The 24,901-nt window shown below is 43.4% G+C and carries 26 protein-coding genes; 16 read left to right on the top strand and 10 right to left on the bottom strand.

Annotation, left to right across the window (positions count from 1 at the left end; genetic code table 11):
* Window positions 1-39 precede the first annotated feature (39 nt).
* The 4 genes from ANCC_RS16055 to ANCC_RS16040 all read right to left on the bottom strand — a co-directional run bounded on the left by ANCC_RS16055 (window position 40) and on the right by ANCC_RS16040 (window position 3,182).
* A complete protein-coding gene (locus ANCC_RS16055; protein ID WP_006568430.1) occupies window positions 40-510 on the bottom strand; it encodes a hypothetical protein in 471 nt (156 codons plus the stop codon).
* A 79-nt stretch (window positions 511-589) separates the two neighbouring features.
* A complete protein-coding gene (locus ANCC_RS16050) occupies window positions 590-1,327 on the bottom strand; it encodes a lysophospholipid acyltransferase family protein (RefSeq protein ID WP_006568431.1) in 738 nt (245 codons plus the stop codon).
* A gap of 29 nt (window positions 1,328-1,356) precedes the next feature.
* Window positions 1,357-2,805: a nicotinate phosphoribosyltransferase gene (locus ANCC_RS16045; RefSeq protein WP_006568432.1), complete on the bottom strand. Its 1,449-nt coding sequence runs from the start codon at window positions 2,803-2,805 to the stop codon at window positions 1,357-1,359.
* A gap of 119 nt (window positions 2,806-2,924) precedes the next feature.
* Window positions 2,925-3,182, bottom strand: a complete 258-nt coding sequence (locus ANCC_RS16040) for an HPr family phosphocarrier protein (RefSeq protein ID WP_006568433.1) — start codon at window positions 3,180-3,182, stop codon at window positions 2,925-2,927.
* 170 nt (window positions 3,183-3,352) lie between these two features.
* On the opposite strand from ANCC_RS16040, the gene ANCC_RS16035 reads away from it, so the two are divergent.
* From ANCC_RS16035 to ileS, 8 genes are all read left to right on the top strand, one after another.
* Window positions 3,353-6,025, top strand: coding sequence for a sigma 54-interacting transcriptional regulator (locus ANCC_RS16035; protein ID WP_156340719.1), 2,673 nt, complete (start codon window positions 3,353-3,355; stop codon window positions 6,023-6,025).
* A gap of 111 nt (window positions 6,026-6,136) precedes the next feature.
* Window positions 6,137-6,553 (top strand): PTS sugar transporter subunit IIA, encoded by a 417-nt coding sequence (locus ANCC_RS16030; RefSeq protein WP_006568436.1) that lies wholly within the window; start codon window positions 6,137-6,139, stop codon window positions 6,551-6,553.
* On the top strand, window positions 6,546-7,022 hold the full coding sequence (locus ANCC_RS16025) for a PTS sugar transporter subunit IIB (protein ID WP_006568437.1): 477 nt from the start codon (window positions 6,546-6,548) through the stop codon (window positions 7,020-7,022). The genes ANCC_RS16030 and ANCC_RS16025 overlap by 8 nt, the downstream gene beginning before the upstream one ends.
* Window positions 7,023-7,034: 12 nt before the next feature.
* The gene (locus tag ANCC_RS16020) at window positions 7,035-7,799 is read left to right on the top strand and encodes a PTS sugar transporter subunit IIC (protein WP_006568438.1); all 765 of its coding nucleotides are present in this window, start codon (window positions 7,035-7,037) and stop codon (window positions 7,797-7,799) included.
* Window positions 7,792-8,634 (top strand): PTS system mannose/fructose/sorbose family transporter subunit IID, encoded by an 843-nt coding sequence (locus ANCC_RS16015; protein WP_006568439.1) that lies wholly within the window; start codon window positions 7,792-7,794, stop codon window positions 8,632-8,634. Before ANCC_RS16020 ends, ANCC_RS16015 begins: the two co-directional genes overlap by 8 nt.
* A gap of 64 nt (window positions 8,635-8,698) precedes the next feature.
* Entirely contained in the window at window positions 8,699-9,478 is a 780-nt protein-coding gene (locus ANCC_RS16010) for an alpha/beta hydrolase (protein WP_006568440.1), read from the top strand.
* Window positions 9,479-9,480: 2 nt separating this feature from the next.
* Window positions 9,481-9,975 (top strand): alpha/beta hydrolase, encoded by a 495-nt coding sequence (locus ANCC_RS16005; protein WP_050754304.1) that lies wholly within the window; start codon window positions 9,481-9,483, stop codon window positions 9,973-9,975.
* 357 nt (window positions 9,976-10,332) lie between these two features.
* Entirely contained in the window at window positions 10,333-13,449 is a 3,117-nt protein-coding gene (ileS, locus tag ANCC_RS16000) for an isoleucine--tRNA ligase (protein ID WP_006568442.1), read from the top strand.
* A gap of 226 nt (window positions 13,450-13,675) precedes the next feature.
* Here ileS and cptIN read toward each other — a convergent pair whose 3' ends face one another.
* A complete protein-coding gene (gene cptIN, locus ANCC_RS18085) occupies window positions 13,676-14,077 on the bottom strand; it encodes a type III toxin-antitoxin system CptIN family toxin (protein ID WP_006568443.1) in 402 nt (133 codons plus the stop codon).
* A gap of 206 nt (window positions 14,078-14,283) precedes the next feature.
* On the opposite strand from cptIN, the gene ANCC_RS15995 reads away from it, so the two are divergent.
* The 3 genes from ANCC_RS15995 to ANCC_RS15985 all read left to right on the top strand — a co-directional run bounded on the left by ANCC_RS15995 (window position 14,284) and on the right by ANCC_RS15985 (window position 16,377).
* On the top strand, window positions 14,284-15,222 hold the full coding sequence (locus ANCC_RS15995) for a SpoIID/LytB domain-containing protein (protein WP_006568444.1): 939 nt from the start codon (window positions 14,284-14,286) through the stop codon (window positions 15,220-15,222).
* 44 nt (window positions 15,223-15,266) lie between these two features.
* On the top strand, window positions 15,267-15,953 hold the full coding sequence (locus ANCC_RS15990; protein ID WP_022260824.1) for a M23 family metallopeptidase: 687 nt from the start codon (window positions 15,267-15,269) through the stop codon (window positions 15,951-15,953).
* A 175-nt stretch (window positions 15,954-16,128) separates the two neighbouring features.
* Window positions 16,129-16,377: a GIY-YIG nuclease family protein gene (locus ANCC_RS15985; protein ID WP_039946949.1), complete on the top strand. Its 249-nt coding sequence runs from the start codon at window positions 16,129-16,131 to the stop codon at window positions 16,375-16,377.
* A gap of 1 nt (window position 16,378) precedes the next feature.
* On the opposite strand, the gene ANCC_RS15980 is transcribed toward ANCC_RS15985, so the two are convergent.
* From ANCC_RS15980 to trhA, 4 genes are all read right to left on the bottom strand, one after another.
* A complete protein-coding gene (locus ANCC_RS15980; protein ID WP_006568447.1) occupies window positions 16,379-17,248 on the bottom strand; it encodes a hypothetical protein in 870 nt (289 codons plus the stop codon).
* A gap of 167 nt (window positions 17,249-17,415) precedes the next feature.
* A complete protein-coding gene (locus tag ANCC_RS17735; protein ID WP_006568448.1) occupies window positions 17,416-18,267 on the bottom strand; it encodes a hypothetical protein in 852 nt (283 codons plus the stop codon).
* 168 nt (window positions 18,268-18,435) lie between these two features.
* Window positions 18,436-19,245, bottom strand: a complete 810-nt coding sequence (locus ANCC_RS15970) for a hypothetical protein (RefSeq protein WP_039946950.1) — start codon at window positions 19,243-19,245, stop codon at window positions 18,436-18,438.
* A gap of 161 nt (window positions 19,246-19,406) precedes the next feature.
* Window positions 19,407-20,051 (bottom strand): PAQR family membrane homeostasis protein TrhA, encoded by a 645-nt coding sequence (gene trhA / locus ANCC_RS15965; protein ID WP_330367906.1) that lies wholly within the window; start codon window positions 20,049-20,051, stop codon window positions 19,407-19,409.
* Between the two features lie 214 nt (window positions 20,052-20,265).
* Here trhA and ANCC_RS15960 point away from each other — a divergent pair, with 214 nt between their 5' ends.
* From ANCC_RS15960 to ANCC_RS15940, 5 genes are all read left to right on the top strand, one after another.
* Complete coding sequence (locus ANCC_RS15960; RefSeq protein WP_022260822.1) at window positions 20,266-20,625, top strand: DUF134 domain-containing protein; 360 nt, start codon at window positions 20,266-20,268, stop codon at window positions 20,623-20,625.
* Window positions 20,622-21,011, top strand: coding sequence for a NifB/NifX family molybdenum-iron cluster-binding protein (locus tag ANCC_RS15955; RefSeq protein ID WP_006568452.1), 390 nt, complete (start codon window positions 20,622-20,624; stop codon window positions 21,009-21,011). The genes ANCC_RS15960 and ANCC_RS15955 overlap by 4 nt, the downstream gene beginning before the upstream one ends.
* A 143-nt stretch (window positions 21,012-21,154) precedes the next feature.
* Window positions 21,155-22,741 carry a DEAD/DEAH box helicase gene (locus ANCC_RS15950; RefSeq protein ID WP_129700420.1) on the top strand — a complete coding sequence of 529 codons (1,587 nt, stop codon included), beginning with the start codon at window positions 21,155-21,157 and terminating at the stop codon, window positions 22,739-22,741.
* Between the two features lie 143 nt (window positions 22,742-22,884).
* Complete coding sequence (locus tag ANCC_RS15945; RefSeq protein ID WP_118475611.1) at window positions 22,885-23,292, top strand: Fur family transcriptional regulator; 408 nt, start codon at window positions 22,885-22,887, stop codon at window positions 23,290-23,292.
* Window positions 23,293-23,401: 109 nt separating this feature from the next.
* The gene (locus ANCC_RS15940; protein WP_006568456.1) at window positions 23,402-23,944 is read left to right on the top strand and encodes an NADH peroxidase; all 543 of its coding nucleotides are present in this window, start codon (window positions 23,402-23,404) and stop codon (window positions 23,942-23,944) included.
* A 59-nt stretch (window positions 23,945-24,003) separates the two neighbouring features.
* Here ANCC_RS15940 and ANCC_RS15935 read toward each other — a convergent pair whose 3' ends face one another.
* Entirely contained in the window at window positions 24,004-24,891 is an 888-nt protein-coding gene (locus ANCC_RS15935) for a DUF4340 domain-containing protein (protein WP_006568457.1), read from the bottom strand.
* Window positions 24,892-24,901 lie beyond the last annotated feature (10 nt).

Raw genomic sequence — 24,901 nt, 5'->3', positions numbered from 1 at the left:
GTATATGTCATATTTTTAATTCTTATGTTTCGATTCTGCCTATTTCCTGCCTGAAACATTACGGGATGCTTCTATCGTTTTCTTCTTAAACTTCTTGAAGAATCCTTTGGGTTCCTGCGGCGGCGCAACGTTGCGCAGATTGTGGATTTCGGTAATATATATGCCGCTGACTTTGGCTTTGATCTCGGCTTTGACAGGCACTTGATCGTAGATCAGCTCATCACATAACAATGGAGTGATCTTCGGCCCGATTTTTACTTTTACCACAGGTACTTTGGCAATCTTGCCGCGCTTCGGAATCTGGTCGATGACCATCTTCGGAAAACCTGCCTCTGTCATCTTCATCTTCTTTTTATCAATGACCAGCATTGAATACATCTGAGCTGCACTTTCCAACTGTGCCCGCTGGGCTTCCTGCTTCTTCTGAAGTTTGTTTCCTACAAAATACAGAATGGCAAGAACAGCAATAATGACGACAGCAATAATCAATAAAACCATCCATACTTGCATTTCTTTCTTCCTCCTGGCTTTTCACTTCTTAAACTTCATGCCTTCATACGGCACGCCTAAAAAACATTATATCATCTTTTCAGGCCATTGTCTTATGTTTTTTTCTCATTTCGATAATTTCTTCACGAACTGCCGCCCCCAGGTGTTTCTGGGCCTGGCGGTCCAGCTGGTCCGGATAGATCGGCCGGCCGAATGTGATATGGACCTCTGTAGGCTTCACAGTGTATTTTTTGTTGTTCTCCAGAATATCCGCTGTACCGCTGATAGCCATAGGGATGACCGGTACCTTTGCCTTGAGAGCTGGTCTTAAGCTTCCTTCTTTAAATGTATGGGGATCTTCATCCTGACTTCTGGTACCCTCCGGAAAGATGACCATGGAAAACCCATTTTTCAGGTATTCGGTGCCTTTGTTGATGGTTTTCATACCTTCTTTAATATTCTTTCTGTCCAAAAACAGGCAGTTGATGAACGTCATCCAGTGGCTGAGACAAGGGATCTTACCCATCTCATTTTTGGCGAAGAAGCCGGCGCCGTGGGGTGTTGCCACGTAGCTGCAGAGGATGTCATAATAACTGCTGTGGTTTCCAACATACAGGACTGCAGTGTCTTCGGGTATATTTTCACGTCCGTCCACGATGACTTTGGTTCCTGCAAACTTCAGACAGGTTTTAAAGGCATTCATGATCATAGATTGTGCCTTTTCGGTTCTGCGGTGTTCCTGCCCGGTTTTGTTCCAATGATCAAAGAGAGGATACAGCGGAAAGGTCAGAGTCAAAAAGAAAAACAGATATACGATATCAGCAAAAAAACGAATCATAAAGATTCTCCTTTCAATATTCTTTGGTTTTACGCCTTTTGGGACAGCAGCTGATTTTTTAAATCATACAAAGGTTTAGAGAGATCCACATAGACATTTTGAGGATTGACTAAACGCCGTGTCTCGTCCCACAGAGTGTTGAGCTCTCCGGTACAGTAATCTCTGATCTCCATAGCTGAAGGATTTTCGTAGACACACTGCCCTTTCAGAAACACGGGAACCAGAAGTTCTCTGAGTATATAGGTTCCGTCTATAATCGTGGATTTTTTCCAGGTAGCGATCGGGTCAAATATGACCAGGTCCTCTTTGCTGGAATAAACTTCGTCTGTCAGGCAGATCAAATCCGCACGGATCTTGCCTGTAGTCTTGTCATAAATCCGATAAACAGTTTTATTTCCCGGATTTGTAACTTTGGCGGGGTTTTCTGAGATCTTGATCTTTGCCGTAAAGTCTTTTTCACCCTGATGCTTTGCAGCTGCAAGCTTATATACACCACCGAAGGCAGGGCAGTCTGAGGAGGTAATAAGCTTGGTGCCGACTCCCCAGGAGGTAATCGGAGCGCCCTGGAGCTTTAAACTCTGAATGAGGTTCTCATCCAGATCGCTGGAGGCGGAGATAATGGCTTCGGGAAATCCTGCATCGTCCAGCATAGCCCTCGCTTTTTTAGAAAGGTAGGCAAGATCTCCGCTGTCTAAGCGGATTCCGATTTTTCTGGGATGCAGTCCCTCATCTCTTAATTCCTTAAAGACCCGGATGGCGTTGGGAACACCGGATTTTAATGTGTCATAAGTGTCTACCAGAAGCATACATGCATCCGGATACAGAGAGGCATAGGTCTTAAATGCTGTATATTCGTCCGGAAAACTCATGATCCAGCTGTGGGCATGGGTGCCCAGCACCGGAAGGTCAAACATTTTCCCGGCAAGTACATTGGAGGTGCCGTCACATCCGCCGATCACAGCAGCTCTGGCACCGTAAGTCCCTGCATCAGCTCCCTGGGCACGTCTCAGCCCGAACTCCATAACACCGCTTCCGCCAGCCGCATAGACGACGCGGGAGGCTTTCGTGGCGATCAGGCTCTGATGATTAATAATATTTAATATAGCAGTCTCAATCAGCTGGGCTTCCATCATGGGAGCGATCACCTTCAGGAGCGGCTCCATCGGAAAGACAACAGTGCCTTCCGGAATGGCATAAATATCACCGGTAAAATGGTATCCTGCAAGGTATTCCAGGAAATCTTCATCAAATATGTCAAGGCTTCGCAAGTAGTCAATATCTTCATATGAGAAAGACAGGTTTTTGATATAATCAATGACCAGCTCAAGTCCGCAGGCAATGGCATAGCCGCTGCCGGAAGGATTGTCCCGGTAAAAGACGTCAAAAATCACGGTCTCGTCATTGCCGGACTTGTAATATCCCTGCATCATGGTCAGTTCATAAAGGTCCGTCAGCAATGTAAAATTTCGAGTCATCATTCCCCGATATCTCCTTTGTGTAGTTAGATTTTGACTTATCGTCATTTTTATATATTATATCATAAAATGTAAAGTAAAAATCATGAGTTTTTACTGCAGTTTCCGTCGCGGGATGAATTTTAGAGTTCCGTTTCCAGTATATTCAGGAGCTGCTCTCCGACGGATTCTTCATTCGGTCCCTCAACCGTGACGGATATCTCATCCCCGCATCCGGCCCCAAGGGCCATGAGATCAATGGGATTTTCGGCAGCAGCCTCAATACCTCTGCAGGAAAGGACGATGGAGCAGCCGGAGTTTCTGGCTAAAGCAATGATAGACACGCAGGGACGGGCATGGAGTCCGTTCGGCGCCTCGATTTTATAAGAAAGTGTTTTCATGAGATAAAACCTCCAAATGTTACCTGATTTATTTTGGTATTTTGATATAATCTTATTACTATCTATGGTAACATATTGTGAAAGAGAAAATCCATAAATTTGTTTGGAGAAAAAGTTTTTTATGTCATTTCTTAAGATTTCATCATCCGGAGGAAGACGGAGGGAGGGCCATGGAGAGAGGGAAGAAGACAAACAAAGACAGGCTCTTTGAGCAGGTTGAAAAGAGGGCAAGAGGCGAGGCGCAGGGAGTTGATGCTACTCATCTCGCCCAAAGTCTTGGAATACCGAGAAATCTTGCAAGCAGTCTGCTCAATGAACTGGCCGCAGAGGGAAAGATCCGGAAGAAAAAGACGAGGCCGGTGTTGTTTTATTGTGACTGCAGGGAGGAAGATCAGGAGGAGGAAGATCCATTCCGTGAGTTTATAGGATTTGATAAGAGTCTGAGGGAACAGGTGGAGAAGTGCCGCCTGGCCGCCAATTACCCCAACAGGGGGATGCCGGTCATGATCCTCGGACCCAGCGGTGTCGGAAAGAGTCTGATGGCAGAATACATATTCCGCTATGCAAAATTTAAGAAACTGATCCCGGAAGATGCACCGTTTGTTGTTTTAAACTGTGCAGATTATGCGAATAACCAGGAACTTTTATCTTCCATACTGTTTGGATACAAAAAAGGGGCCTTTACCGGAGCAGCCGAGACGACAGAAGGTCTTTTCCAAAAAGCGGACAAAGGATATTTATTTTTGGATGAGTTTCACAGGCTCCCGCCGGAAGGACAGGAAAAGCTGTTCCGGTATATCGACAAGGGAGTGGTGGCAAAAATCGGTGACAGCAGCAGTGAATCCAGGGTCGATGTCCGCCTTATCTTTGCGACGACAGAGGATATCAGTTCGATGCTGGATACTTTTATCCGGAGAGTTCCGGTCATGATTGAGATTCCTCCGTTTGCGGAGAGAACGATCGAGGAGCGGTTTCAGATTATCTGCAGGCTGTTTTTCCAGGAAGCACAGACGATGGGCTGCGGCTTTCTGGTCAGCAGCAATGTGGTGAATCAGCTTTTAATGCTGGATTTAAAAGGAAACATCGGAAGCATTAAAAATGCGGTCAAGTTAAGCTGTGCCAGTGCATTCTGCCGGGAAAAGGCAGAACAGGTCAGGGTCAAAATCCGAGATTTAAGTGACCACTACCGGTTTGAGCGCGGAAAAACCCAAATACAGTATATTACGGAAGCGGTTTTGATAGATAAAGAATGGAGTCCGAAAAAGGGTTCCGGACCGAAGGGGGAAAAGATCCGGAACAATCTGGACTGGACGGAACTTTGCCGTCTTCTCGGGCGTTATCAAAATCACGGGATGACTCAGGAACGTTTCCGGTCCAAGATTTACAGGATGCTGGAAAAGTTTACGGGAAGTGTCATGGAATTAACCAGTGATGAAATGTCGGAGGCAATCTATCAGGGTGCGATCGAAAAGATCCTTGGTTACCTTCAGGAAAATTATGGACTCCAGTATAACGGCACAATGCTGACAGTATTAAGCAGGATACTGCTGCTGTTCAGCAGAGACGACGGATTTTCGGAAGAAGATGTCGAGGAACTGAGAAAGATCGAGGAGCTGATCAGAAGCCAGCTGTACAGATGCTATAAGATGAGTGCAATTTTTTATGAAATGGCCAGACAGACCATTGACTATGAGGCCTGTCCGCAGATGATCCGGGTATTTACGGCACTTTATTTTTACTGCAGGATGGATGTACAGAATGATTTGAGCAATGCGGTGATTGTTGCTCACGGTCACGCTACGGCTTCCAGCATAGCGAGTATGGCGAACCGGATGTTTGGACAGTACATTTTTGAGGCATTCGATATGCCGTTTGATATTTCTAAAAAAGAGGTCGTAAAGAAGATCAGAAATTATTTGAAAAGAGTCGATACGTCCAGAGGACTTCTGCTGTTTGTAGATACAGGATCACTCCTGGACATCGCGGAAGATATCCAAAACGACGTAGAGGGAGATCTGGGAATCATCAATAATATTACGACACAGATGGCAGTGGAGGCGGGAGAACGCATTCTCAAAAGAGAGGGAATTCAGTTTGTTGTGGAGCAGGTGGTGAAACATAATGTCACGAATTTTACTTATATCAAACAGCGCAGGAAGGCAGATGCCGTTGTGGTCTGCTGTATTACCGGCATTGGAACGGCACTGAAAATACGGGATATGTTAAGGGAAGGTTTCCGCGAGACAGAGGTTGAGATCGAAGCATGCGAATATCAGGAACTGGCGTCTGAAAAACTGCAGTGTGAAGTGTTTCACAAATATAATGTACTGTTTATTATTTCTACGATTGAACTGAATCTTCCGGAAAAGCCGGTGCTGCTCTTAAACGACCTTGTAACGGAGAAGGGGAAGGCTCTGATAGAAGACGGCTTAAGAGGCAAGTATACAGAGAGGGTGATCCGACAGGTGATGACAAATATCATTAAGGGTTTCAGTATGAGAAATATTATAGGACAGCTGACGATACTGAATCCCGATAAGATCATCGTGGATGTGGAAGAAGCCGTAGAGAAGATAGAGGATTTCAGCCGATCGGCATTTTCGGTGGATTTGAAAAAAATGCTGTATATCCATATCAGTATTATGGTGGAACGCCTGATTCTGGAAAAAGGGCGGCTGCCTTTAGAAGATGAATCACAATTTGCCAAGTGTCATTCTGAGTTTATTATAAACGCAAAAAACAGCTTTTCTGTCATAGAATCTAAATATAATGTGTCAGTAAATCAAAAAGAGCTGAAATTAATTTATGAATTAATCACCGGGAAAAGCGGAGGTCCTGCATGAAAATGCAGGGCTTTCTTTTTTCTCTGAAGTTTTTGCATTAAAAGTTGGCACAAAAATTGCTGTATAGCTTTATATAAACAATTTACAGCTGCATGCAAAAGGAGGGCCGAGATGATTGAAATGGTGATAGCAGCGCACGGAGGGTTTGGAAAAGAGCTGCTGAATAGTGTATCACTGGTCGTGGGACCGGTGGACAAATGTGCCGCATGGTCCCTGAATCCCGGGGATAATATTGAGAGAACAGGACTTCAGCTGAAAAAACTGCTGGATGAGATGGACGATGAGGAAGGAGGGATTGTCTTTACGGATATCTGGGGAGGGACTCCGGCCAATCTGTCACTTAAATACTCCAGAAATAAAAACATTAAAGTAATTTCCGGAGCGAGCCTGCCGATGATACTTGAGTTTATAAATGTGAGAGAGGAGCTGGGTCTTTCAGAAACTGCAGAGCGCTGTGTTGAAGCGGCGAGAAAAGGATCGGTTATCATCAGTGATCTTTTTAATGAAAGGAGGAAGGAAAATGGCTGAGATTCAAATTGCAAGGATCGACTACAGGCTGATTCACGGACAGGTAGTGACGAAATGGATGAAGGCTTATCCCGCAAAGCGCATTGTCATTGTGGATACAGAGCTGGCGCAGGATGATTTTATGGATGATATCTATGCGATGGCCGCGCCGGCAGGAACGAAAGTGGATGTGGTGGAGACAGACCAGGCAAAAAGTTTTTTGGAAGGAACGAAAGGGAGTGTGTTTTTACTGTTTAAGAATGTAGAATCCTGTTTTGAAGCTTTTTCTGACGGTGTGATATTCTCAAAGCTGGTCGTGGGAGGAATACCTACGGATGCGGGAAAAGCCCTTGTTTACAGCAGCATTTATATGAGTGCGTCTGAGTATGAGAAGCTGGAAAAGATCAGCGATACAGGGATACAGGTAATTCTTCAGTCCACACCGGACGACTCTTATGCAGAACTTTCAAAAATTAAAGAAAAACTATAAGGAGGATTTGTTATGGATGTACAGACGTTAATCATGGCCATCGCCATGGGTGTGCTCTATTGGATAGCCAACGGATATCTGGGATATACATTGTGGATATCAGTGGGAACGCCGTTTACCATGGGATTGGTCGCAGGACTGATCTACGGAGATATTGCAACAGGTATTATTTTGGCCGGCAGTATTAAATTGATCTACCTGGGAGTCTTCGCACCGGGAGGACAGCTGCCGGCGGATGAAGGAATAGCCGCAGCATGTGTCATCCCCATTGCCCTAAAGACCGGGATGGCACCGGAGGTAGCGATTTCTCTGGCCGTGCCGGTTGGGCTTCTGGGAGCATTCCTTTATAACTTTAAAAAGATTGCAAACTGCATGTTTGTTGTAAAGGCCGATAAGTATGCAGAGGAAGGCAACATGAAGGGGGTATGGCGGTGTGCAAGTATCTGGCCGTTTCTTCTCAGTGCACTGCTCTTTTTCCTGCCGGTATTTCTGGTAAATATTTTTGGAGCCGACGTAGTAAAACCTGTTTTGAATGCAATTCCCGAGTGGCTGATGCACGGGCTGGAAGTTGCCGGAGGAGTGCTGCCTGCCGTGGGATTTGCAATGATCATTTACATGATAGGAAAAGCAAAATATATCCCGCTGTTTCTCATCGGTTTTTACCTGGTGAAGATAGCAAATATCAATACACTGGTTGCGGGCGTGTTTGCAGTCTGCATTGCAGTCACAGCCATTGTACTGAAGAGGGAAGTAAAGGAGGAACTGGCTGATGAGTGAAGATATGAAGGTAAAAGAAGCAGTTGAATCAGAAAGCAGAGAAGGCTCAGTCCTCACCAAAAAGGATATTGACAAAGCCTACTTCCGCTGGTGGATGACGGCGGAAATAAGCGCCAACTATGAGAGGATGCAGGGCCTTGCATATGGGGCGAGCATGATCCCGATCCTGGAAAAGTTATATCCGGAGAAAGAGGATCTTTCCGAAGCGCTAAAGCGGCATCTTGCGTTTTTTAATACAGAGGCAACATGGGGCAGCATGATTTTCGGAAGCGCCATTGCGATGGAAGAAGAGAGGGCAAAACATAAGAAAATGCCCGGAGAAATGATCACCAGTTACAAGACCGGCCTCATGGGACCGGTTGCAGGAATCGGCGATACGGTGGATCTGGCGACGATCTTTACTCTTGTAAGCGCATTCTGCTGCAGCTTTGCGATGAAAGGAAGTCTGGCGGCTCCGATTATCATGTTCCTGTTAGGGGCGGCTATGTATGTAGAAGGGCTGATCTTCCACAGAGCCGGATACAAAATGGGACGTTCTTCTGTGAAGAATATCATGTCCTCCGGTAAATTAAAGGATATGATAAACGGTGCAAATATGATCGGTATGTTTATGATGGGTGCGTTATCCGCAGGTTTGGTCAGCCTGTCCACAGTAGTCAAAACAAAGTCTTTTAACCTGCAGGAGACACTGGACTCCATCGCACCCGGAATATTGCCTCTGCTGGTGATTTTTCTGGCATATTTCGGACTAAAGGGAAGGAAGATGTCTGCACCGAAAATTGTCATCCTGATTATTCTTGTGTGTGTAGTGGGATCTTTGCTGAAAGTATTATAAATATAATGAAAATAAAGAAGGTGGTATTATCAGTCTGATCAGCTGTAATTTTTACTCCAGGGCGTTGGGACGCAGTACCAGGTTCTATGCGGCTCTGCCGAAGGAAACGGTGGGAGGAAAGCTTCAGGTGCTTTACCTTCTGCACGGGGGAGGGGACAACGAGACAAAGTGGCACCGCAGAGTGCCTGTGGAACGGATTTTTTCCGGTCTGAAAGTTTTAGTCGTTATGCCGGACGGAGGCCTCAGCTATTACACCGATACAGTGTGCGGAGAAAACTACTGGACCTATCTGAGCGAGGAACTGCCGGAGGTCATAAGAAGTTATTTTCCGGTATCTGAAAAAAGGGAAGATACATTTACGGCTGGACTTTCCATGGGAGGATACGGAGCCATGAAACTTGCGCTGCTTAAACCGGAACGGTTTGCCAAAGCGGCAACATTTTCAGGGAGCCTTGACATGGTGAGAGAGATCGGGGTTGTCATGTCCGATACGAAGGAACGGGAAGAATTTCTTGGGGATTACGAAATGGATGAGACATTTTATACATCCATTTTCGGAGATTTAGACAAAATAAAGGGCAGTCCGGCAGACATTTATCATCTGCTGGAAATGCACCGGGGGAAAACAGAGCATCTGCCTGACATCTATCAATGCTGCGGTACGGAAGACTTTTTATACAGGTTTAATCTGCTCTTTAAGAATAAACTGAACCATATGGGGGCAGGGCTTACGTTCGAAGAATGGCCGGGAGGACATGACTGGGTATTTTGGGAAGAAGCCCTCCGCCGCTCAGTCAGATGGTTTTCATTTAAAAGAGAGTATATCTCAGACGGGGAGGTGTAGCTTTGGCGTACATACTCTGTGATTTTTATTCCAGGTCATTGGGAAAAGATACGGTTATTCATATGATTTTTCCGGAATATGGACAGATCGGTAAAAAGAAGATTAAGATCTGTACTCTGCTGCACGGCCAGAGCCAGGATGCTTCTTTCTGGGTCCGCAGAACAAATATAGAGCAGATTGCCGGGGAAGAGAATATGGCTGTTATCATGCCGGAGGCAGCGAGAAGCTTTTTTGTGCAAATGCCCAATGAAAGAAATTTTCAAAAATTCCTGCGGGAAGAGCTGCCGGAATTTTTGGACAATACGTTTCCTTTTTTATCAAAGAATCCGGAAGATCACATGATCGCATCCAGCGAAAAGTCTTGTGCAGGGAGAATGAAAGATATTGTGTCAGAGGGCTGTTCTTATTACGGACGGTGGAGCTGTCTTCCGCGTGATTTTACAGATGCGGACCTGCGGTTTCTGATGTCGGGAACAGAAATTCATGAAGATGGTTGACATTTAAAAATGCCTATACTAAAATAAACACAAATAAACATTTTCAAAGAGCGTTGACAGAGACAGTACTTATGCTGTAAAAGCAGAGAGCGAGTCAGGGGCGGTGGGAGCCTGATGCAAGTAGCACATAAGGAATATCACTCTTGAGCTGCAAGCTGAACAAAGTAAGCTGTGCCGGCATCCTCCGTTATCAGGATAACATATGTCAGTATGTGAAATAGGTGGTATAGAAGCAGCAAGTGTTGTCCTATTTTAGGACAGCACTTTTTTATTTTACAGGGAAGGCCGCAGAACTTCCCTATGAAATAAAAACGCCGTCTAAGAAAATCAAAATTAATAAAAAAGGAGAAATAGACGATGTACAAGAAAGTATCTTCCGACCTGAATTTTGTTGACCGCGAGAAGCAGACCGTTGAGTTCTGGAAAGAACACAAGATTTTTGAAAAGAGTATCGAAGAGAGAAAAGGGGATGACACCTATACTTTTTATGACGGGCCTCCGACAGCAAACGGAAAACCCCATATCGGCCATGTTCTGACACGCGTCATCAAGGATATGATCCCGCGCTATCAGACGATGAAAGGCCACAAGATCATCCGTAAGGCAGGGTGGGACACCCATGGTCTTCCGGTAGAACTGGAAGTGGAAAAGAAGCTTGGATTAGACGGAAAAGAACAGATCGAAGAATACGGACTGGCTCCTTTCATTAAAGAATGTAAAGAAAGTGTCTGGAAGTATAAAGGCATGTGGGAAGATTTCTCAGGTGTGGTAGGCTTTTGGGCAGATATGGATGATCCCTATGTAACTTATCACAACGACTATATCGAATCCGTCTGGTGGGCATTAAAACAGATCTGGGATAAAGGTCTCCTTTATAAGGGATATAAGATTGTACCTTACTGCCCTCGCTGCGGAACCCCGCTTTCTTCCCATGAGGTAGCCCAGGGATATAAAGATGTAAAAGAAAAATCAGCCATTGCAAGATTTAAAGTGAAGGATGAGGACGCATATATTCTGGCTTGGACCACAACCCCATGGACCCTTCCTTCTAATGTGGCACTCTGTGTGAATCCGAATGAGACTTATGTCAAAGTGGAAAATGACGGATATACTTATTATCTGGCAGAAGCGCTCTGTGACAGTGTACTCGAAGGTGAATACAAGGTGCTTGAGACATACAAAGGAACAGACCTGGAATATAAGGAGTACGAGCCGCTGTTCCCGTTTGTGACACCGAAAGAGAAGGCATATTACGTAACCTGCGATACCTATGTCACGCTGACAGACGGTACAGGAGTGGTCCACATCGCCCCTGCATTTGGTGAGGACGATGCTCAGGTCGGCAGAAAATACGGACTGCCGTTCGTACAGCTTGTGGATGAAAAAGGTGAGATGACAAAAGAGACACCTTGGGCAGGAACGTTCTGTAAAGATGCGGATAAACTGATCCTGAAAGATCTGGAAGAAAGAGGTCTCTTATTTGCGGCACTTGACTTTGAGCACAGTTATCCTCACTGCTGGAGATGTGATACTCCGCTGATCTACTATGCGAGAGAATCCTGGTTTATTAAGATGACGGATGTAAAAGACCAGCTGATCAAGAACAACAATACCGTCAACTGGATTCCGGAAAACATCGGAAAAGGACGTTTCGGGGACTGGCTGGAAAATGTCCAGGATTGGGGCATTTCCAGAAACCGTTACTGGGGAACTCCGCTGAATGTCTGGGAATGTGAATGCGGACATCAGCACGCCATCGGTTCTATTGAAGAGTTAAAGAGTATGTCTGACAACTGCCCGGAGGACATCGAACTGCACCGCCCATATATTGACGATGTGACTGTAAAGTGTCCGGAGTGCGGAAAAGAGATGCGCCGGGTGGAAGAAGTGATCGACTGTTGGTTTGACTCAGGTTCCATGCCGTTTGCACAGTGGCATTATCCGTTTGAAAATAAAGAAATCTTCGAGGAGAATTTCCCTGCTGACTTTATATCCGAAGCAGTGGACCAGACAAGAGGATGGTTCTATTCTCTCCTGGCAATCTCTACGCTGCTGTTTGACAAGGCTCCATATAAAAATGTCATTGTATTAGGTCATGTCCAGGATGAAAACGGACAAAAGATGTCCAAGTCCAAAGGAAATGCAGTCGATCCTATGGAGGCACTGGCAGAGCATGGGGCAGATGCCATCCGCTGGTACTTCTATACAAACAGCGCCCCATGGCTTCCGAACCGGTTCCATGGAAAAGCCGTGACTGAAGGCCAGAGAAAGTTCATGGGAACACTGTGGAATACTTATGCATTCTATGTGTTATATGCAGAGATCGATCAGTTTGATCCAACGAAATACAGTCTGGATCATGACAAGCTGCCGGTCATGGACCGCTGGCTTTTATCCAAGCTGAATTCTCTCGTGAGAACTGTGGATGAGAATCTGGGCGCTTACAGGATTCCGGAAGCCGCAAGGGCTCTACAGGAATTTGTCGATGAGATGAGCAACTGGTATGTAAGACGATGCCGTGAGAGGTTCTGGGCAAAGGGAATGGAGCAGGATAAAATCAATGCATATATGACTCTTTACACTGCGTTGACAACTGTCTGTAAGGCAGCGGCTCCGATGATTCCGTTTATGACGGAAGAAATTTATCAGAATCTCGTAAAAAGTGTGGATCAGGAGGCTCCTGAGAGCATCCATCTGTGTGACTTCCCGGCTGTGGATGAGAGTCTCTGCGACAAAGAGCTGGAAGAAAATATGGACGCCGTGTTAAAGATTGTCGTTCTCGGACGTGCGTGCAGAAACAGTGCCAGCATCAAGAACCGCCAGCCGATCGGACAGATGTATGTAAAAGCGCCATCAGAGCTGCCGGAATTCTATCAGGATATTATCCGTGAAGAATTAAATGTGAAAGCCATTGAGTTTACAGACGATGTTTCAAATTTCACCACATACAATTTCAAACCGCAGTTAAAGACAGTGGGACCGAAATACGGAAAACTATTAAACGGCATCCGCAAACATTTGACAGAGCTGGACGGAAACAAGGCCAAAGCAGAGCTGGATTCTAAGGGAATGCTTGAGTTCACTGTGGATGGCATGCCGGTGGAACTTTCCGAAGAGGATCTCCTGATCGAAATGGTGAAGCAGGAAGGCTTTGTGACAGAGGCGGACAGTGACTTTACGGTTGTGCTGGATACGAATCTGACAGAAGAGCTTCTCGAAGAAGGCTTTATCCGGGAAATCATCAGCAAGGTTCAGTCTATGAGAAAAGAGGCGGGATTTGAAGTGATGGATCAGATCACGATTTCTTATGAAGCAAATGAAAAAGTTAAAGAGCTGATCTCAAAAAATAAAAGTACTGTCATGAATGATGTGCTGGCTACGGGAATTGTGGCAGGAGAGGCAGCAGGCTTCATAAAAGAGTGGAACATCAATGGGGAAAAAGTAACTCTTGGAGTGAAAAAGAACGAAGAATAATTATTAAATAAAGATGAAAAAGAGATGGGCGGGATATCATCAGCAGATAGGTATTCCGCCCGCCTTTTGCAGATAAAAAGGAACAATATGTAAACGATAAAGTATTGTATAACTTTAACTTTTTTAGCATAGATAAAACGTCTGGCTGGGTAGGGGTAAATTTAACACCTCGTTTGAGCATACCTAGAACTTTTTTTGCTTTCGTTTGGACGATCTGAGCGGTATGTTAGCTGGTTAACTTTAAATGATTCCCGGAAATGGTATAGGGACGCTTGATATATTTTTCTGTTACAGGGAACATATCCTGTATTAAGAAAACACTTTCGCTGCCGGTATCCAATTTTGCGATATGCAGGATATCACAAGGCCGGCCATCAGAAATGCGCTGATCTATGAGGTTTTCATATTTCTTTATCTTACTGCTCATAGGAATCATCCAGTAAATTTCATGTGATGTATCTCGAAAACAGTAGTACTGCGGTCTGGATTCAAGTTTATTGCCTTTCAAATATGGATCGTTCATATCGTGGAAAAATTCATCTTTTATAATATAGAATCCTAAGATTTTTATATAAATATCCCTTTTTAGTATAATTATGTAAATATAGATTATAAAAACTTCCCACAATTTGTGGGAAGTTTACAACCCAACTATTTGTATACCGCATATTGGTCAGCGGTAAACTTTATATATTTATGATAACAAGGTTTTTATGCACTGTCAATATTTATTTCTATTTATATACAATTATTATGAATTATGTAAAGTGATTTTTGGAATACATTCTGCCTGTCCTGAATAAAATAATAAGACGGACAGGAAGGGGGATTTTAATGAGAAATAAATTGTCCTACCTTTTCTTTTTGCTGTTTCTGTTCTGCAGTGTTCCATATCTGCTGACAGTGGTGCTTTCAGGAAAAGAAGAAGCAAAACCTGTGGATTTTCAGACCCACACCAGCGGCTACACTGTGACAGTGAGCGGAAAACCGATGGATTTAGAAGCCTATTTGCTGGGTGTACTGCCGACACAGATTTCTATGGATGATGAAAAAGAGGCGTTAAAAGCCCAGGCGGTCATTTTGAGGACAGATATTCTGCGAAGAATCGGTGACAAAAAGAACATAAGCCAGGATTCTCTTCCATATAAATATGAGTCGGATGACAACTTGCAGGAAAAGTTAGGGGAACAAAAATATAAAATAACCGATCAGTCAAGAAAACAGGCAGTCGGGGAGACGACAGGAGAGGTCATTACATATGAGGGAAAATATATACAGCCGTATTTCCATGGCATCAGTGTCGGTACTACTTTGAGTGCCAAAGAATGGTTAGGAAAAGAGATCCCTTATCTTCAGGAAAAAGACAGCCTGAAAGATGTGGAATCACCGGAATATATGACTGGGATTCCAGTGACATATGGGCAGGTGGTGACTCAGCTGAAAAAGGAGAATAAGATCAGTCTGTCAGTGGAGGAAGCCAAGAAATCCATTCGGATCAAAGAAAAGACAGGAAACGGTTATGTCAAAAAAGTACAGGTCGGAAAATATGTTATGACCGGAGAGGCTTGGGCAAAATGCTTTCAGCTGAACTCTACGAACTTTTATCTGGAGCCGTATGACGGCAAGCTGAGGATGGTAGCGCTGGGAAAAGGCCTTGGGCTCGGACTGTCCCAATATGGAGCCAATGAGCTGGCCAAGGACGGAAAAAGTTATAAAAATATTTTAAAATATTATTATACAGGAATTCAAATTACAAAAATGTCTGATCAGTGAATAAAGCCTCAGAATTCGGTAAAACTATCACTGAGGTGATGAAAATGAAAGGACATAACCGGGACGTCTCTTCCCCATTAAAGAAATACTATGCGGTGATGCTGGTAGGACTGGCCCTTTTTATCGGGATCATGACATATTACAGCATAGAATTTAAAAATAAAAGAGACTTAGCAAAACAGCAGGTAGATTTAAACAAGGATTCCGTCGGTGTCAATAACGGGGCTACCGAGGGAACAACAGAAGCAACGACCACAGAAGCGACGGAGGCAGAGACTGAAAAGACCACAGAGACTATGAACCAGAATACGGTATCATATGATGGAAAAACAAAGCTTGCCTGGCCGCTGACAGGAAACGTTCTGATGCCTTACAGCGTTGACTCCACTATTTATTTTGAATCCCTGGACCAGTACCGGGTAAATAAGGGAATCATGATCGAGGCAAAAGAGGGAATGGCAGTAAAAGCTCCGAAAAACGCAAAAGTAGAAGAAATCCGCAAGACCGAAGAATATGGACAGACTGTACTCCTGGATTTAGGGAACGGTTACACCGCACTCTACGGACAGCTGAAAAATCTCGCTGTGAAAGAAGGAGATACAGTGACAAAGAACCAGATTCTTGGTAAGGTTGCGGCCCCTACTGACTGCTTTACACTGGAGGGTGCAAATGTATACCTGCAGATGGAAAAGGACAAGAAGACAATTAATCCAACCAGTTATTTAGAATAGTGGAACAAAGATCTGAAAATATCGTATACTATATAAGAAGCAAAAATAACAGTCAATGTACTTTTTACTTTACTTTGCTTTTAAGGGTATCTTACTTTTCACATCTTTGGCTGCTGTAGAAGAAAGGCTGCCGCTTCGGCAGCTTTTTCTTCGAATAAACGAAGGAGAAATTGAGATGAAGAACTATACATATGTTTTAAAGTGCAGCGACAAGAGTCTCTACACAGGATGGACCAATGACATTGAAAAACGGCTGAAGTCCCACAACGAGGGCAAAGGCGCCAAGTACACAAGAGGCCGGACACCGGTTGAGCTTGTGTACTTGGAGGAGTTTGATACAAAAGAGGCGGCGATGAAAAGAGAAGCCGCTATAAAAAAGATGAGCCGGGCAGAGAAATTAAAGCTGCCCGGCATAAAAGTATGAGTTATATGCGAATATAAAGAGAACGAAAATATACAGTAAATGTGGTGGTAGATGTTCCGTTATGAAGCCAAAAATGTATGGTTGTATTGGAGCAATAATAATTATAAACTGGTATTGATCTATTTCCAGCTGTTATTTGGAGAACTGCAATCATTTTATATCCTGGTACCGAAGACATTGAGTAGGTTCTTTCTCCAGAATAACTATTAGCGGCAACCGTGATACTTGTATTTGCTTCTCTCATAATACAATAGTCTTTTAGCTTATTTGAGTTCTCTGAGACTTTTGTATTTAACAAGTTAAAATCGGATTGATTAGTTTTTTTTATAATTTCTGATTTTAAATTATTTAAATTAGTATTTAAGTCATTAACTCTGTTTATTAATTCATTGATTGATTCCGTATGCTCTTGATAAGCTTCAATATTTACCAGTCCTTTGGAGTTCAGTAATACTTCAAAAGGTGCTGTATTGGAAGTGTTAAAATAAAAATCCCATGTAACAGAATAACCCGGACTTTCCGTCTCGGAAGGAATATGCTTCGCTTGCGATGCTTGTGAAATACAAAATAATAACTCACCTTCATCTGGGTCTTCTGCAAAAAATCCAATTTGCCATAAGTCATAACTTGCCTTTAAACCTGTGTTCTCAAGAAGAACCGGAAGAATTGATTTTTCACCTTCTGTCCTGGAGGGTTGAAGTGTAATGTCATATCCTCCTTCTGTGACATCTGTCTGCTGTCGAAGATCTACAACAGGGACCTGTTTGGCACCTGTTGTAACTCTTGTGATTTTTAAAGTCTGTCCCTGAAGTAGTTTCGCCTGCAATGCTTTTCCTTTGTCTGTTAATACTGTGTTTTCCCAAATATCCATAACATTACCTCCTGGTTTGTTATACTTTATAAAAACCAATGAAAATATGTGACAAATAACAGTTACTTTAAAAAGTATCAGACCATGATCTCTATAAAGAATATAACATGATAACCGAGGGTAATGTGGGCAAGTTAAGTTTGGAACAGGTGATAAAAATCCTATTTTTACACGGAATAATAATTTGCAGTAATTACAATTGCACTTCCTTTTGTGATGGTATTTGCAGTGCTTATACACAAATCTCCATAGGTATTTATATGTCCGCTTATAGCAAATCCTGAGTATTTTAATGAACATGATATTGCCACAGATCGATTACCGTCTCCGAGAGGCAGTCCGTTCAGTAATGTCCAGGAATTCCCACCGGAAAGATCCACAGATGTTATAATTACTATCTGTAAGCAAACCTTTTTTCCGTATGTAAAATATCCACCACCATCTATTGAACATCTATTAGAAGTAGGAGTGGGAACTGTCCAGAGCGGTGTATGGAATAAAGCTGAAATTAAATCATTAACCCTACGATTCACTTTACTAATCGCCTCTGTATGTTCCCGGTAAGCCTCGATATTTACCAACCCGCTGGAATTTAATACAACTTCAAAGGGTACTATATTGGAAGTATTAAAATAAAAATCCCACGTGACAGAATACCCCGGACTTTCCGTTTCTGAAGGAATATGTTTTGCCTGTGTTGCCTGCGCAAGACAAAACAATATCTCACCTTCATCCGGATCTTCTGCAAAAAATCCAACCTGCCATAAGTCATAACTTTCATTTAAACCTGTGTTTTCAAGCAGAACTGGAAGAATTGTTTTTTCACCTTCTGCTCTTGAGGGCTGAAGTGTTATATCATATCCCCCTTCTGTGACGTCTGTCTGCTGCCGAAGATCCACAATCGGGACCTTTTTGGCACCTGTCGTAACTCTTGTGATTTTTAATGTCTGTCCCTGAAGCAGCTTAGCCTGTAATACTCTTCCTTTGTCTGTTAATACTGTGTTTTCCCAAATATCCATAACATTACCTCCTGGTTTGTTATCCCTTAAAAAAGCCAATGATAATATGTAGCAAATAACAGCTACTCTAAAAACACCAGATCATGATCTCTATAAATACTATAACATGATGACCATGGGCAATGTGGGCGGGTTCTGTATGGGGCACTATAAAGAGAATAATGTAAGTTATAGTTTCACATAAATAAATCTTATTAAGGCAATTGCAGAAACAGCGCCAGTTCCATGATTCCAAAAATATACTTTTGAATTATCACAATAATGACAAGTAACTCTTGGGGAGTTTGTTATTGCACATTGTGTGAATAAAAGTTTATATCCAGATAAAGTTGGAGGGGATAAATTATAGTTTACTGATGAAGAGGCTCCAACACTATAAGACATCCACTGTTCTCTTATTGCAACATAATTTGTTAGCTTATTTGTAGTCTCGACTATTTTATTGTTTGCAGAACTTAATTTATCGTTGAGATCAGATATTCTGCTATTCACCTCATTAATCGCTTCTGTATGTTCCTGATAAGCCTCAATATTCACCAATCCGCTGGAGTTCAATACAATTTCAAACGGCACTGTATTAGAAGTATTAAAATAAAAATCCCACGTAACAGAATACCCCGGGCTTTCTGCCTCAGAAGGAATATGTTTCGCCTGTGATGCCTGTGAAATGCAAAATAATATCTCACCTTCATCTGGGTCTTCCACGAAAAATCCAACCTGCCATAAGTCATAGCTTTCTTTTAAACCAGTGTTTTCAAGCAGAACCGGAAGTATTGTTTTTTCGCCTTCTGTCCTTGAGGGCTGAAGTGTAATATCATATCCCCCTGCCGTGACATCCGTCTGCTGCCGAAGATCTACAATCGGCACCTTTTTGGACCCCGTCGTAACTCTGTTGATTTTTAGAGTCTGCCCCTGAAGCAGTTTCGCCTGCAGTGCTTTTCCCTGGTCGGTCAATACTGTGTTTTCCCAAATATTCATTTTCTTCTCCTTTGTAAAAAATTGATTTGTTAACTGCAGATATGAATATAGCATGATGACCGCGGGCAATGTGGGCAAGTTGAATTTGGGGCAAAAAAAAGAAACACAAAAATCTCTGTGTTTCTTTTTTTTGCCCCAATATGCTGTCTTCAAATATAGTGTTAAATAAAAAACATCATGATCAAATGGCAGGCGCTTCCTCCCATGACGAACAGATGGAATATTTCATGCAGTCCGAAATTCTTCCAGTGGTTTTCAAACCAGGAAAGCTTTAGGGCATAGATGATGCCGCCTACGGTATAGATGATACCGCCGGCCAAAAGCAGCCCGAAGCATACGGCAGACAATTTCTTAAATAACGGGGCAATGGCGATAACGCAAAACCAGCCCATGGCGATGTACATGACAGATGACACCCATTTAGGGCAAGTCACCCAGAACATTTTAAAAACAATACCTAAAATAGCAATGATCCAAATGGCAGTCAGCAGCCCGTAGCCCACTTTGCCGCCCAGTACAATGGTACAGATCGGTGTATAGGAACCTGCTATCAGGACAAAGATCATGGCATGATCGAGTTTTTTCAAAACCTTCATCACATGCTCAGAAGAATAAACGGAATGGTAGGTTGTGCTGGCTCCGTACAGGCCGATCATACTCAGTACAAAGATTGTCAGTGAGGCGATACGAATATAATCGTGAGTCTGAACACTGCTGACAATCAAGGGTATACCGGCCACAACGGACAGAACCATGCCAATAAAATGAGTGATTGCACTTCCGGGATCTTTCAGTCTAAAATTCATAGTGTATATACCTCCGATAAAAACTTGAGTCATTCATATATTATATGTAGTAATGAAAACTATATTCAGTGTATTTATATACTACTACTACAACGAAGCCATTTCAAGGACTTTTCTTATATTTATAAAAAGTTAAGATATTATTTGACATATGTCAGAAATATGGTATGATAATAAATGACATATGTCAGTAATTTACCAAAGGAGAAAACGGATGCCGAGACCCAGAAAATGCAGAAGAGTCTGTGCCATGCCTGAGAATCAGGGCTTTGAGCCGCTGGGAAAACAGGGAAAATGCTGCGGTAACAAAATTGTTAAGATGAGTATTGATGAATACGAAACTATTCGGCTCATTGATTGGGAAAAACTCACTCAGGTGCAGTGCGCAGAGCAGATGGGAATTGCCAGGACTACGGTCACAGGCATTTACGATTCTGCCAGAACAAAGCTGGCGGACGCTCTCATTCACGGGAAAATGTTAATGATTCAGGGCGGGGATTATACACTCTGTTCCGGAGATAAAGAAAATTGCAGCAGACGCTGCTGTAAAAAAGAAAAGGAGAAAGAAAGATGAAGATAGCAGTAACTTATGAAAACGGAGATATTTTTCAGCATTTTGGACACACAGAGCAGTTTAAGATTTATGAGACGGCCGATGGGAAAGTGTTAAACAGTGTAGTCGTATCTACTATGGGAAGCGGGCACGGTGCTTTGGCAGGATTTTTACAGGAACACGGGGCAGACACCCTGATCTGCGGCGGAATCGGCGCAGGGGCGCAGGAAGCTTTAAAGGAAGCAGGAATCACTCTGTACGGAGGAGTTTCCGGAAGCGCGGATCAGGCTGTTGAAGATCTGCTTAATAATGAACTCTCTTATGACGAAAATGTCATGTGCAGCCATCACGGTGAAGACCATCATCATGAAGGAAACTGCGGGGAACACGGCTGCGGCCGTCACTAATTGTCGAGAGACAGGCGCATTGTCTTCTTGACGCAGAACATGAAAATGTGTTATAGTTGATAACGTTGTTGCTCTGGATTGTCAGCATGCCTGACAACCCGGAGCATTATTTTTGATTGAATGAGAAAGATACAGAGGAATTTATGGACGCAGTAAGATTTGATGAGTTGAATATTAATGATAAAATATTAAAAGCAGTGAAAGAGATGGGCTTTGAGGCTGCCTCTCCGATTCAGGGGGCGGCAATCCCGGTGGTGCTTGAGGGAAGAGACATTGTTGGTCAGGCACAGACAGGAACCGGAAAGACCGCTGCATTTGGAATACCGCTTTTGGAAAAGATGGATACAAAGGTGAAAAAGCCTCAGGCCATGATTTTATGTCCCACAAGAGAACTGGCGATCCAGGTGGCGGATGAAATCCGTAAATTAGCCAAATTTATGCATGGAGCCAAAGTACTTCCGATCTATGGGGGACAGAACATTACGAATCAGATTCGGTCCCTGAAAACAGGAGCCAATATTATAGTAGGAACACCGGGCCGTATCATGGATCATATGCGCCGTCATACTCTGAAATTAGAAGATTTGAAAATGGTTGTCCTGGATGAGGCCGACGAGATGCTGAACATGGGATTCAGAGAAGATATCGAGAGTATTTTAAAAGAAGTACCGGAAGAAAGGCAGACTTTATTGTTCTCTGCCACGATGCCGAAGGCGATTCTGGACATTACGAAAAAATATCAGAAGGATTCCAAGCTGATCAAGGTAGTGCGCAAGGAACTGACAGTACCGAATATCGAGCAGTATTACTATGAGGTGAGGCCGAAACAGAAGGTTGAAGTGCTCTGCCGTCTGCTGGATATGCATTCTCCGAAGCTTTCCATCGTATTCTGCAATACAAAACGTATGGTAGACGAAGTGACGGGAGAACTGAAAGGCCGGGGGTACTTTGCAGAGGGGATCCACGGAGACCTGAAGCAGAGCCAGAGAGACCGTGTCATGAAAAGCTTCCGAGGCGGACGTGTGGATATCCTTGTGGCAACCGATGTGGCTGCGAGAGGAATCGATGTAGATGATGTAGATGCAGTCTTCAATTACGATCTCCCTCAGGATGATGAGTTTTATGTGCACCGGATCGGGCGTACCGGACGCGCAGGCAGGACTGGGAATGCATTTACTTTCGTGGCAGGAAAAGAAATTTATAAGCTGAGAGACGTACAGCGCTACTGTAAAACAAAGATCAAGGCAAGACCGATTCCGAGTTTAAATGATGTTCAGGCCACCAGAGCAGAAAAGAGTCTGGAGGAGATCACAGGACTGATTGAAGAAAACAATCTGGATAAATATGTAGATATGCTGGATGAATTCATCAATGAGACTGACTTCACAGCATTAGAGATCGCAGCGGCATTTCTGAAAAAACAAATTTCAGAGAATGAGGAACAGGAAGCACAGCAGAGTGAAGACTTTGGCGATACCGGAGCTGAAGCGGGAATGGTAAGACTCTTTATTAACATAGGAAAGAAAAAAGGAGTGCGCCCTGGAGATATCCTCGGAGCAATAGCGGGAGAATCCAGCATCTCCGGCGACCTGGTAGGTGCCATTGATGTGCATGATCAGTATACGTTTGTAGAAGTGCCGAAAGAGGTTGCAAAAGACGTTATGTACGGAATGAGACACGCAAAGATCAAGGGGAAGAGTGTCAGCATGGAGCCGGCGAACCGGAAATAAAATAATTAAGAAGCACTTTGGAAGGATTCATTTTCACCAAAGTGTTTTTTTTTGTATATTTCTCAGGGAAGGTCCTTGACAATACATGTATGGTAACTTATACTAAAAACAGTAACAATTATTATTATGAGAGGAGGACGCCTATGCAGCCTGCGACGAAAAGGAGCAAGCAGAGGGATGCGATCATTAACTTTTTGATGACGAGAAAAGATCATCCGACTGCGGATACCATTTATGTAAACATAAAAGAAGAATTTCCAAACATCAGTTTAGGTACGGTTTACCGCAATCTGGCACTGCTGTCAAGCCGCGGTGATATCCTAAAACTGAGTTATGACGGCGGGGCAGACAGATACGATGCCAATGTTGGTCCGCACTATCATTTTATATGCAAAGAGTGCGGGGAAGTCATCGATCTTAAGATGGACCCGATCGACCATGTAAATGCGATCGCAAGCGCCCAATTTAAAGGTCGTGTAGACGAGAATGTCACTTACTTTCGTGGAGTATGTGAAAAATGTTTAAAAAAAGATATTGACAATACAAAATAGCGGTGTTATGATTAGATCAACAAGAAAACAGTAATAGTTACTGATATCTTTACTGGGTTTCTTGAACACAGCAAAAACAGTAAAATAAATTCAAAGGAGATGTATAAGTATGAAGAAATGGGTTTGTACAGTATGCGGTTATGTTCACGAAGGAGATACTCCACCAGAAAAATGTCCAACATGCGGAGTACCGGCAGAAAAGTTTAAAGAGCAGACAGGTGAAAGAGAATGGGCTGCTGAGCATGTAGTCGGAGTGGCACAGGGAGCCAGCGAAGACATCATGGCTGACTTAAGAGCAAACTTTGAAGGAGAATGTTCTGAAGTAGGTATGTACCTTGCAATGAGCCGTGTGGCACACAGAGAAGGATATCCGGAAATCGGATTATACTGGGAAAAAGCTGCACTGGAAGAAGCAGAGCATGCAGCTAAATTTGCTGAACTGCTTGGAGAAGTGTTAACAGACAGCACAAAGAAAAACCTTGAGATGAGAGTTGATGCAGAGAATGGAGCAACAGCAGGTAAGTTTGACCTTGCAAAGAGAGCGAAAGCTGCAAACTTAGACGCAATCCATGACACTGTACATGAGATGGCAAGGGATGAAGCCCGCCACGGAAAAGCTTTTGAAGGATTATTAAAAAGATATTTCGGATAGAAAACATATAGAAAAGAGACTGCGCCCGCAGTCTCTTTTTGCATTTGTTAAAACGAAATCTAAGGATTCAGGATATTCTTTACAATATCCGCATCGCTTAAATAGACTATTTTGGAATCTTTCAGCTTCACATAGTAATTTTCTCCACTCTTATCTTTGGAGCCGATATACAAGGTGAGAGATTTTGATTTCTTTGTTTCTGTATCCTTATAGGTAATATCTACTGTGACACGGGATTCACTGTCCAGGCCGTATTTTGCGAGGTCTTTATCTTTGACGGAGTAGTTCTGACAGTCGCCGAAAGTGAACACTCCAAGTCCTCCGGCAATGCTGTCCATATCATTTTTGGATTTGGATGTGTAGGTTTTTACCTTGCTGCCGCTGGTTACAACAACTTTTTTCAGATTCCCGCTGCTCAGTGTGGGAAAAGTATCCGTCTGCATCATATCATTCAGAGAGTAAGATAAACCAGAGAGAAGGTCTGCGGATACAGTATAAACAGTCGATTTATCATCCAGCGTCAGATAATAGTTGTCTCCTGAGGCACTGCCGATATAATAAGTCGTCTGTGTTCCCTTTTTATCCTTTACCCTGATCGTATAGGCGGGGTGTTCCAGTCCGTAGTCTTCAAGGCTGTCTCCGTTTTTTAGTTTCCGGACGGCCTCGATCTTCTGAAACTGAGATGCCATGGAGGTGAGATAACTCTGTTCCACAGGAAATTCGCTGTCTTTTTCATAAAACCATGTACCGTTCCTTTTCACAAAAGACAGATCCTGCCCGTTGTTATAGGAAATAGAGGTGAGATCCGACATATCTTTAATGATCAGTTTGTCAGAAGAACTTTTTTGTGCAGACTGTTTTTTCTGATACATGCGGAGTCCGGCGTACAGGGCTAGAAGCCCTGCAAAGACCAGAATCAGAATGATCAATGTTTTTTTCTGTCTCATAGAAACCTCC

This window comes from Anaerostipes caccae L1-92, assembly GCF_014467075.1.
Classification (GTDB): Bacteria; Bacillota; Clostridia; order Lachnospirales; family Lachnospiraceae; genus Anaerostipes; species Anaerostipes caccae.
Note: the sequence above shows the minus strand (reverse complement) of the source record. Positions and strands in the feature narration are given on the sequence as shown.

Excerpts from the sequence above, each read along its gene's own strand:
- ANCC_RS16055 (WP_006568430.1), bottom strand. The coding sequence starts at position 510 with ATGCAAGTATGGATGGTTTTATTGATTATTGCTGTCGTCATTATTGCT.
- ANCC_RS16050 (WP_006568431.1), bottom strand. The coding sequence starts at position 1,327 with ATGATTCGTTTTTTTGCTGATATCGTATATCTGTTTTTCTTTTTGACT.
- ANCC_RS16045 (WP_006568432.1), bottom strand. The coding sequence starts at position 2,805 with ATGATGACTCGAAATTTTACATTGCTGACGGACCTTTATGAACTGACC.
- ANCC_RS16040 (WP_006568433.1), bottom strand. The coding sequence starts at position 3,182 with ATGAAAACACTTTCTTATAAAATCGAGGCGCCGAACGGACTCCATGCC.
- ANCC_RS16035 (WP_156340719.1), top strand. The coding sequence starts at position 3,353 with ATGGAGAGAGGGAAGAAGACAAACAAAGACAGGCTCTTTGAGCAGGTT.
- ANCC_RS16030 (WP_006568436.1), top strand. The coding sequence starts at position 6,137 with ATGATTGAAATGGTGATAGCAGCGCACGGAGGGTTTGGAAAAGAGCTG.
- ANCC_RS16025 (WP_006568437.1), top strand. The coding sequence starts at position 6,546 with ATGGCTGAGATTCAAATTGCAAGGATCGACTACAGGCTGATTCACGGA.
- ANCC_RS16020 (WP_006568438.1), top strand. The coding sequence starts at position 7,035 with ATGGATGTACAGACGTTAATCATGGCCATCGCCATGGGTGTGCTCTAT.
- ANCC_RS16015 (WP_006568439.1), top strand. The coding sequence starts at position 7,792 with ATGAGTGAAGATATGAAGGTAAAAGAAGCAGTTGAATCAGAAAGCAGA.
- ileS (WP_006568442.1), top strand. The coding sequence starts at position 10,333 with ATGTACAAGAAAGTATCTTCCGACCTGAATTTTGTTGACCGCGAGAAG.
- ANCC_RS15995 (WP_006568444.1), top strand. The coding sequence starts at position 14,284 with ATGAGAAATAAATTGTCCTACCTTTTCTTTTTGCTGTTTCTGTTCTGC.
- ANCC_RS15990 (WP_022260824.1), top strand. The coding sequence starts at position 15,267 with ATGAAAGGACATAACCGGGACGTCTCTTCCCCATTAAAGAAATACTAT.
- ANCC_RS15985 (WP_039946949.1), top strand. The coding sequence starts at position 16,129 with ATGAAGAACTATACATATGTTTTAAAGTGCAGCGACAAGAGTCTCTAC.
- ANCC_RS15980 (WP_006568447.1), bottom strand. The coding sequence starts at position 17,248 with ATGGATATTTGGGAAAACACAGTATTAACAGACAAAGGAAAAGCATTG.
- ANCC_RS17735 (WP_006568448.1), bottom strand. The coding sequence starts at position 18,267 with ATGGATATTTGGGAAAACACAGTATTAACAGACAAAGGAAGAGTATTA.
- ANCC_RS15970 (WP_039946950.1), bottom strand. The coding sequence starts at position 19,245 with ATGAATATTTGGGAAAACACAGTATTGACCGACCAGGGAAAAGCACTG.
- trhA (WP_330367906.1), bottom strand. The coding sequence starts at position 20,051 with ATGAATTTTAGACTGAAAGATCCCGGAAGTGCAATCACTCATTTTATT.
- ANCC_RS15960 (WP_022260822.1), top strand. The coding sequence starts at position 20,266 with ATGCCGAGACCCAGAAAATGCAGAAGAGTCTGTGCCATGCCTGAGAAT.
- ANCC_RS15955 (WP_006568452.1), top strand. The coding sequence starts at position 20,622 with ATGAAGATAGCAGTAACTTATGAAAACGGAGATATTTTTCAGCATTTT.
- ANCC_RS15950 (WP_129700420.1), top strand. The coding sequence starts at position 21,155 with ATGGACGCAGTAAGATTTGATGAGTTGAATATTAATGATAAAATATTA.
- ANCC_RS15945 (WP_118475611.1), top strand. The coding sequence starts at position 22,885 with ATGCAGCCTGCGACGAAAAGGAGCAAGCAGAGGGATGCGATCATTAAC.
- ANCC_RS15940 (WP_006568456.1), top strand. The coding sequence starts at position 23,402 with ATGAAGAAATGGGTTTGTACAGTATGCGGTTATGTTCACGAAGGAGAT.
- ANCC_RS15935 (WP_006568457.1), bottom strand. The coding sequence starts at position 24,891 with ATGAGACAGAAAAAAACATTGATCATTCTGATTCTGGTCTTTGCAGGG.